The organism is Pedococcus sp. P2_E5, assembly GCF_056403895.1.
In genome coordinates this window covers 88,013-95,795 of sequence record NZ_JBFUEP010000006.1, presented here as the reverse complement: position 1 = coordinate 95,795, position 7,783 = coordinate 88,013, and the positions used below count along the sequence as shown (strand labels likewise).

Annotated in this window: 5 protein-coding genes; 3 read left to right on the top strand and 2 right to left on the bottom strand. The window is 70.1% G+C overall.

Annotated elements, in window-relative coordinates:
• Positions 1-480: SDR family NAD(P)-dependent oxidoreductase (locus tag AC1DVZ_RS03500; protein ID WP_477616795.1), on the bottom strand; the 480-nt coding region annotated here is incomplete at its 3' end.
• 267 nt (positions 481-747) lie between these two features.
• Here AC1DVZ_RS03500 and glgX point away from each other — a divergent pair.
• Genes glgX through treZ form a run of 3 tightly spaced genes read left to right on the top strand, consistent with a single transcriptional unit; the run spans position 748 to position 7,336 of the window.
• Complete coding sequence (gene glgX, locus AC1DVZ_RS03495; protein ID WP_477616794.1) at positions 748-2,913, top strand: glycogen debranching protein GlgX; 2,166 nt, start codon at positions 748-750, stop codon at positions 2,911-2,913.
• Positions 2,914-2,930: 17 nt separating this feature from the next.
• Positions 2,931-5,417 carry a malto-oligosyltrehalose synthase gene (gene treY / locus AC1DVZ_RS03490; RefSeq protein ID WP_477616793.1) on the top strand — a complete coding sequence of 829 codons (2,487 nt, stop codon included), beginning with the start codon at positions 2,931-2,933 and terminating at the stop codon, positions 5,415-5,417.
• Between the two features lie 17 nt (positions 5,418-5,434).
• Positions 5,435-7,336 carry a malto-oligosyltrehalose trehalohydrolase gene (gene treZ / locus AC1DVZ_RS03485; protein WP_477616792.1) on the top strand — a complete coding sequence of 634 codons (1,902 nt, stop codon included), beginning with the start codon at positions 5,435-5,437 and terminating at the stop codon, positions 7,334-7,336.
• On the opposite strand, the gene AC1DVZ_RS03480 is transcribed toward treZ, so the two are convergent.
• Complete coding sequence (locus AC1DVZ_RS03480) at positions 7,315-7,782, bottom strand: N-acetyltransferase family protein (protein ID WP_477616791.1); 468 nt, start codon at positions 7,780-7,782, stop codon at positions 7,315-7,317. The two genes, treZ and AC1DVZ_RS03480, sit on opposite strands and share 22 nt — an antisense overlap.
• Between the last annotated feature and the right edge of the window lies 1 nt (position 7,783).

Below are 7,783 nucleotides of genomic sequence, written 5' to 3'. Positions count from 1 at the left end.
CTGCAGTCCCGCCTTGGCGGCCGAGTAGTTGACCTGACCGCGGTTGCCCTGGGCCGAGCTGGACGAGAGGTTGACGATGCGGCCGAACTTCTCCTTGGTCATGTAGCCCTGGACGGCGCGGGTCATGAGGAACGAGCCACGCAGGTGCACGTTGATGACGGCGTCCCAGTCGTCCTCGGTCATCTTGAACAGCAGGTTGTCGCGGGTGATGCCTGCGTTGTTCACCAGGATCGTGGGGGCCCCGAGCTCGTCGGCGACGCGCTGGACGGCAGCCTGGACCTGGGCGGCGTCGGCCACGTCCACGCCGACGGCCAGCGCCCTCCCGCCTGCGTCGGTGATGGCCGAGACCGTGTCAGCGCACGCGGACTCGTCGAGGTCGAGCACGCCCACGGCGTGTCCGGCCGCGGCGAGCCGCTTGGCCGTTGCTGCGCCGATGCCGCGGGCGGCTCCGGTGACGATCGCGGTGCGCTGGGTGCTCATGGGGACTCCTGGGGGCTGGGCCGGGACTGGGCTGACTGCTGGGCCGGGGGCTGGGCTGGGGGCTGCGCTGAGGGCCGGGCTGGGTGCAGGTCTGGGGACCGGCTGGGTGAGGTACGCCGGCGAGTGTACTAAGCGCGCGCTTACCCCTGGGGAGAGTGGTGGCGTGAAAAAGCTGTGGGCTCGGGCACAATGGGTTCGCTGGAGGCCGTCGACGTCCTTCTTCACCACGGCCCCAGGACGAGGGCTGCTCTACGACGAAGGCGATGCATGGAAATCTGGCCCGGCAAGTCCTACCCGCTCGGCGCCACGTACGACGGCACCGGCGTGAACTTCGCGCTGTTCTCCGAGGTGGCCCACAAGGTCGAGCTCTGCCTCATCGACGACGAGGGCGCGGAGACGCGCATCGAGCTGCCCGAGGTGGACGGCTTCGTGTGGCACGCCTACCTGCCCGGCGTCCAGCCCGGACAGCGCTACGGCTACCGCGTCCACGGTCCCTACGACCCGGCCAACGGTCACCGCTGCAACCCCCAGAAGCTGCTGCTCGACCCCTACGCCAAGGCGATCGACGGCCAGCCGGACGGCGACCAGTCGCTGTTCTCCTACGACTTCGACTCGCCCAGCGAGGACCCGGCCCGGGCCAACGTCGAGGACAGCCTCGGCCACACGATGATGGGCGTGGTCATCAACCCCTTCTTCGACTGGGGTCAGGACCGCCTCCCGCGGCACGAGTACCACAACACCGTCATCTACGAAGCCCACGTCAAGGGGCTCACCGAGACCCATCCCGACATCCCTGAGGAGATCCGCGGCACCTATGCCGGCATCGCCCACCCGGTGATCATCGAGCACCTCAAGAACCTCGGCATCACGGCCATCGAGCTGATGCCGGTGCACCAGTTCGTCAACGACTTCACCCTGCGCGACAAGGGCCTGTCGAACTACTGGGGCTACAACACGATCGGGTTCCTCGCGCCGCACAACGGCTACGCGGCCTACGGCACGCGCGGCGAGCAGGTGGCCGAGTTCAAGGGCATGGTGAAGGCGCTCCACGAGGCGGGCATCGAGGTCATCCTCGACGTGGTCTACAACCACACGGCCGAGGGCAACCAGCTCGGCCCCACCATCTGCTTCCGCGGCATCGACAACGCCGCCTACTACCGGCTCGTCGACGACGACAAGGCGCACTACTACGACACCACCGGCACCGGCAACAGCCTGCTGATGCGCAACCCGCACGTCCTGCAGCTGATCATGGACTCCCTGCGCTACTGGGTGACCGAGATGCACGTGGACGGCTTCCGGTTCGACCTCGCCGCGACGCTGGCCCGCCAGTTCCACGAGGTCGACAAGCTGTCGGCCTTCTTCGACCTCGTCCAGCAGGACCCGGTGGTCAGCCAGGTCAAGCTGATCGCCGAGCCGTGGGACGTCGGCGACGGCGGCTACCAGGTCGGCAACTTCCCGCCCCTGTGGACCGAGTGGAACGGCAAGTACCGCGACACCGTGCGTGACTTCTGGCGTGGCGACAGCGCGACCCTGGGTGAGTTCGCCTCGCGCCTCACCGGCTCCAGCGACCTCTACGAGCACAGTGGTCGCAAGCCGATCGCCTCGATCAACTTCGTCACCGCCCACGACGGCTTCACGCTGCGTGACCTGGTGTCTTACAACGACAAGCACAACGACGCCAACGGCGAGGACGGCAACGACGGCGAGAGCCACAACCGCTCCTGGAACTGCGGCGTCGAAGGTCCCTCGAAGGACAAGCGCGTCAACGCCCTGCGGCTGCGCCAGCAGCGCAACCTGCTCGCGACCCTGCTGCTCTCGCAGGGGGTGCCCATGCTCCTGCACGGTGACGAGCTCGGGCGCACCCAGGGGGGCAACAACAACGGCTACTGCCAGGACAACGAGATCTCCTGGATCGACTGGGACCTCGACCAGGACCAGCTCGACCTCATCTCGTTCACCCAGCGACTCGTCGAGCTGCGCCGCGACCACCCGGTCTTCCGCCGTCGCCGGTTCTTCGCCGGCTCGGCCGACCACGGTGGCGAGAGCGCCGTCGGCGACATCGCGTGGTTCGAGCCCGGTGGCAACCACATGGACGAGGACTCCTGGGCCAACGGCTACGCCCGTTCGATGATGGTCTTCCTCAACGGCCAGACGATCCCCGAGCCCGACACCCGTGGCCAGCAGACGCTCGACGACCACTTCCTGGTCATCTTCAACGGCCACCACGACGTGCTGCCCTTCGTCCTGCCGGGGAAGGAGTACGGCGAACGCTGGGTCACCGAGCTCGACACGTCCGCGCAGGAGGTCGAGGCCAAGGAGTACAAGCCCGACGCCAAGGTGAAGGCGTACGGCCGCAGCGTCGTCGTCCTGCGCTGTCCTCGCCCGCTTCCGTCAGGATCGCCCGCTGGAGCGGCCGCCGCACGCCGATGAACGAAAGGCAGACAGGTATGCCGAGTGGTGCAGCGCCGCACCGACCGGGACCCGGGCGGGTGGTGCCGTCCTCGACGTACCGGCTGCAGATCCAGCCTGAGTTCACCTTCGGCGATGCCGCCGACCAGGCCGACTACCTCGCGGCACTGGGGGTCTCACACGCCTACCTGTCGCCGATCCTGGCCCCCGCGCCGGGCTCGGCGCACGGCTACGACGTGGTGAGCCACGAGTTCCTCAACGAGGAGGCTGGCGGGTCGGAGGGCTTCGACCTGCTGACGGCCGCCCTTCGGCAGGCGGGGCTGGGGACGGTCGTCGACGTGGTCCCCAACCACATGACGACCCCGACCCCGGCCTCGCTCAACCATCCGTGGTGGTTCCTGCTCCGCGACGGTCGTGAGTCCGACCACGCCCACTGGTTCGACGTGGACTGGGAGGCCGAGGACGGTCGGGTCCTCGTCCCGGTCCTCGGACAGTCACTCGAGGCGGTGCTCGCCGCGGGCGAGCTCGCCGTCGAGGCCGGGGAAGGCCCGCACGGCAACGAGACCGTGCTGCGCTACTTCGACCACGTGTTCCCTGTGCGGCCCGGGACAGAGACGCTCGACCTGCCCGAGCTGGTGGCGGCCCAGCGCTATCGACTCTGCGACTGGCACGAGGGTGGGAGCCGGCTGAACTACCGTCGCTTCTTCGACGTGACGACGTTGGCCGCCGTGCGGGTCGAGATCGACGACGTCTTCCACCACACCCACCGCCTGCTCCTGGAGGAGTTCCGGGCGGGCACGATCGACGGCTTCCGGATCGACCACCCGGACGGCCTGGCCGACCCGGGCGACTACCTCGCGCGGCTCGCCGACGCGACCGGGGACGCCTGGGTCGTCGCCGAGAAGATCCTCGAGGGACACGAGCAGCTGCCCGACGACTGGCGCTGCGCGGGCACGACCGGTTACGACACCTTGCTGCGCGTCCAGCAGGTCTTCGTCGACCCGGCGGGCGAGCAGCCGCTGACCGATCACCTCACCGAGCTGGTGGGCGAACCGGTGGATCTCGCGGCGATGGTCCACACCGCGAAGCGACAGGTCGTCGCCCAGGTGCAGGAGGCAGAGGTCAACAGGCTGATGCGGCTCGCCGGCCGGGTGCTCGCCCGTGAGGACCAGGCTGCCCTGCGACGTGGGCTCGAGGCACTGCTCGTGTCGATGGACCGCTATCGCGCCTACCTCGTCCCCGGGGCTGAGCCTGCGCCCGAGCAGCTCGCCGTGCTGGCGCACGCCGAAGCCCGGGCATCCGAGCTGGTCCCGGAGGAGGACCGCGATGCCTTGGCGATGGTGGCCCAGCTCGCGTCCGGGGGGCACCTGCCCGGTGCGCAGGTCGACACCCGCGGCGCCCAGCGCGAGTTCGTCGTGCGGTTCCAGCAGACCTGCGGACCCGTGATGGCCAAGGGCATCGAGGACACCGCCTTCTACCGGTTCTCGCGACTGACCGGGCTCAACGAGGTGGGCGGCGACCCGGGTCGCCTCGGCCTCGAACCCGGCGAGCTGCACGGCTTCGCGGCCCGGCAGCTCGCCACCTGGCCGACCACGATGACGACGTTGTCGACCCACGACACCAAGCGCTCCGAAGACGTGCGCGCCAGGCTGTCCGTCATCTCCGAGCTCCCGCAGCACTGGGCCCAGTGGGTGAGGGTGGCCCGTGACCTGGCCGCTCCCCACCGTGGCTCCCGGCTCGACGCGTCCACCGAGTACCTGCTCTGGCAGACCGCCGTGGGTGCCTGGCCGATCAGCACCGACCGGCTGCAGGCCTACGCCACGAAGGCAGTGCGCGAGGCCAAGCAGCACACGACCTGGACCGAGCCGGACGCCGGCTACGAGGCCGACGTGGCACGGTTCGTCGACGCACTGACGACGGAACCGGTCCTCACCGACCACCTCGCGCAGTGGGTCGAGCTGACCGCCCCTGCGGCCCGCGCGACCACTCTCGGGCAGAAGCTGCTCCAGCTCGTCCTCCCGGGCGTCCCGGACGTCTACCAGGGCACCGAGCTCGTCGACCTCTCGCTCGTCGACCCCGACAACCGCCGTCCCGTCGACTACGCCTCGCGTCGCACCCGGCTCGCGCGGCTCGACGCCGGCGAGCCCCCGCGCGACCTCGACGACGAGAAGCTCCTGGTCACCTCCAGGACCCTCCGGCTGCGCCGTGACCACCCCGAGTGGTTCACCGGCGAGCAGGCGACGTATGCCGCCGTCCCCACCTCGAGCGAGCACGCCCTGGCCGTGGGTCGTGGCGATGCAGACGGTGTGCGCGTGGTGGCCGTCGCGACACGGTGCAGCGAGCGACTGCGCTCCGACGGTGGGTGGGGTGCGGCGAGCATCACGCTGCCCGAGGGCGACTGGGTCGACCTGCTCGACCCGGCTGCCGACCGACGACCGGTCGACGGCGCACCGGACCTCGCGGGACTGCTGCGTGCCCTTCCGGTTGCCCTCCTGGTGCGACATGGCAGCCTTGACCCGCGATGAAGACGGCTGACACTGAGATGACCACGGCTGACACCGGCACGAGACTCCTGCCGGGACCCGAGCTCACGGTCTGGGCTCCCCACGCCCACGCGGTGGAGGTGGAGTGGTCCCTGGACGACGACGCCGCGAAGCGCTCGGCCATGGAGGCCAAGGGTGACGGCTGGTGGCGCTGGCAGGCACCCGCGATGGAGGGGTCGGCGGCGCGGCCGGGGACGGCGGCATACCCGTGCCTTGACTATGGCTTCCGGCTGGACGGCGGTCCGGTGACCCCGGACCCGCGGACCGCGTGGCAGCCACACGGCGTGCACGCGGAGAGCCGCTTCTTCGACGCCACCCAGCACACCTGGCGTGATGCCACCTGGGCCGGACCGCAGCAGGGCGACGGCGTGCTCGGCGGGGTGGTCTACGAGCTTCACGTGGGGACCTTCACCCCCGAGGGCACGCTCGATGCGGCCCAGCACCGGTTGCAGCACCTCGTCGACCTCGGTGTCGACGTGGTCGAGCTGATGCCCGTCGCGTCGTGGCCGGGGCGCTGGAACTGGGGCTACGACGGCGTCGGACCGTGGGCCGTCGACGAGGAGTACGGCGGCCCTGCGGCGCTCCAGCGGTTCGTCGACACCTGCCACCAACTGGGACTCGGTGTCTGCCTCGACGTGGTCTACAACCACCTGGGGCCGGTGGGCAGCTACCTGTCCCGGTTCGGGCCCTACTTCTCCGGCGCCCACCCGACACCGTGGGGCGACGGGTTGAACCTCGACGGAGACGACAGCCTGCACGTGCGGCGCTGGATCGTCGACAACGCGCTGCGCTGGTTCGGTGACTTCCACATCGACGCGCTGCGGCTCGATGCCGTGCACGAGCTGCACGACGACTCCCGTCACCACGTGCTCGCGCAGCTCGCCGACGAGGTGGCGGCGCTGAGCGCGCGACTGGGCCGCCCCCTCGACCTGGTGGCCGAGAGTGACCTGAACGACCCCCGCACCGTCACGCCCCCGGGCGAGGGCGGCCACGGCATGGACGCCCAGTGGGACGACGACGTGCACCACGCCCTGCACGTCACCCTGACCGGCGAGACCCAGGGCTACTACGCCGACTTCGCCGGGCACTGCCCAGCGATGCCGGACGCCGGACCGCTCGCCGTCCTGGCCAAGACGTTGACCAGGGCCTTCCTGCACGATGGCTGCTGGTCGAGCTTCCGTGAGGCGGACTGGGGTGCCCCCGTCGACCGCGCACGAGTGGACGGGCGGCGGTTCCTGGCCTACCTGCAGACGCACGACCAGGTGGGGAACCGGGCCGTGGGCGACCGCATCTCCGCCGTCGTCACGCCCGGCCGACAGGCGATCGGCGCGGCCCTCTACCTCACGGGACCCTTCACCCCGATGGTCTTCATGGGGGAGGAGTGGGCGGCCAGGACGCCCTTCCAGTTCTTCACCGACTTCGACGACCCCGCGATGAAGCAAGCCGTGACCGAGGGCCGTCGACGCGAGTTCGAGGCGCACGGCTGGGCCGCCGAGGACGTGCCCGACCCGCAGGACGAGCAGACCTTCCGCCGCTCGCAGCTGAACTGGGCCGAGCTCCGGGGGGACGACAACGTGCGGATGCTTGCGTGGTATCGCGACCTGATCTCGTTGCGGCGCATGGAGTTCGACCTCAACAACGGGCGGCTCGACGAGGTCGCCGTCGACTTCGACGAGAGCGACGGGTGGCTGGTCATGCGCCGTGGCGCGTTCCGGGTCGTCGTGAACCTGGCGGCGTCGCGCTGGACGGTGCCCCTCGACGCCGAGCCCGAGAGCGTCGTGCTCGCCTGGGAGCCGGGACAGACCCGGCTGCGCGGTCATGGAGTGCACCTGCCGCCGTTCACCGCGGCGGTCGTCCGGATGGCCCAGTCGACCCTGGGTCAGTCGACCCTGAGGTTGTAGGTCACGAGGTCGCTCTCCTCGGCGAGGCGAACGTAGGCCTTGCGCGCCCGCTCGTTGGATGCACGGGTGATCCAGCGGACCTGGCTCCAGCCGCGTTCGCGGGAACGGGCCTGCAGTCCGGCCAGCAGGGCGTCGACGACTCCGGTGCCACGGTGCTCGGGTGCGACGAACAGGTCGTCGAGGAAACACGCGGTGCTGCCCTGCAGCGGCCTCACGAAGGGCCGGAAGTGAGCAAGGCCAACGGGTTCAGCGCCGACCCGCGACCTCGCGACGATGGCCTTGAGCTCGTGGCCGGGATCCATCAGCCACTCCCAGACCACCGCAGAGATCTCGGCCGGGCGGGTGGACTCGTAGAAGTCGAGGTAGCCGCGGTGCAACCGAACCCAGGCGGTGTGGTCCGTCTGACGAAGGTCGTCCACCACCCACTGCGCAGGGTCGCGCGACATT

What these genes read in the sequence shown, in the direction of transcription:
- glgX (WP_477616794.1), top strand. Translation starts at nt 748, where the DNA reads ATGGAAATCTGGCCCGGCAAGTCCTACCCGCTCGGCGCCACGTACGAC.
- treY (WP_477616793.1), top strand. Translation starts at nt 2,931, where the DNA reads ATGCCGAGTGGTGCAGCGCCGCACCGACCGGGACCCGGGCGGGTGGTG.
- treZ (WP_477616792.1), top strand. Translation starts at nt 5,435, where the DNA reads ATGACCACGGCTGACACCGGCACGAGACTCCTGCCGGGACCCGAGCTC.
- AC1DVZ_RS03480 (WP_477616791.1), bottom strand. Translation starts at nt 7,782, where the DNA reads ATGTCGCGCGACCCTGCGCAGTGGGTGGTGGACGACCTTCGTCAGACG.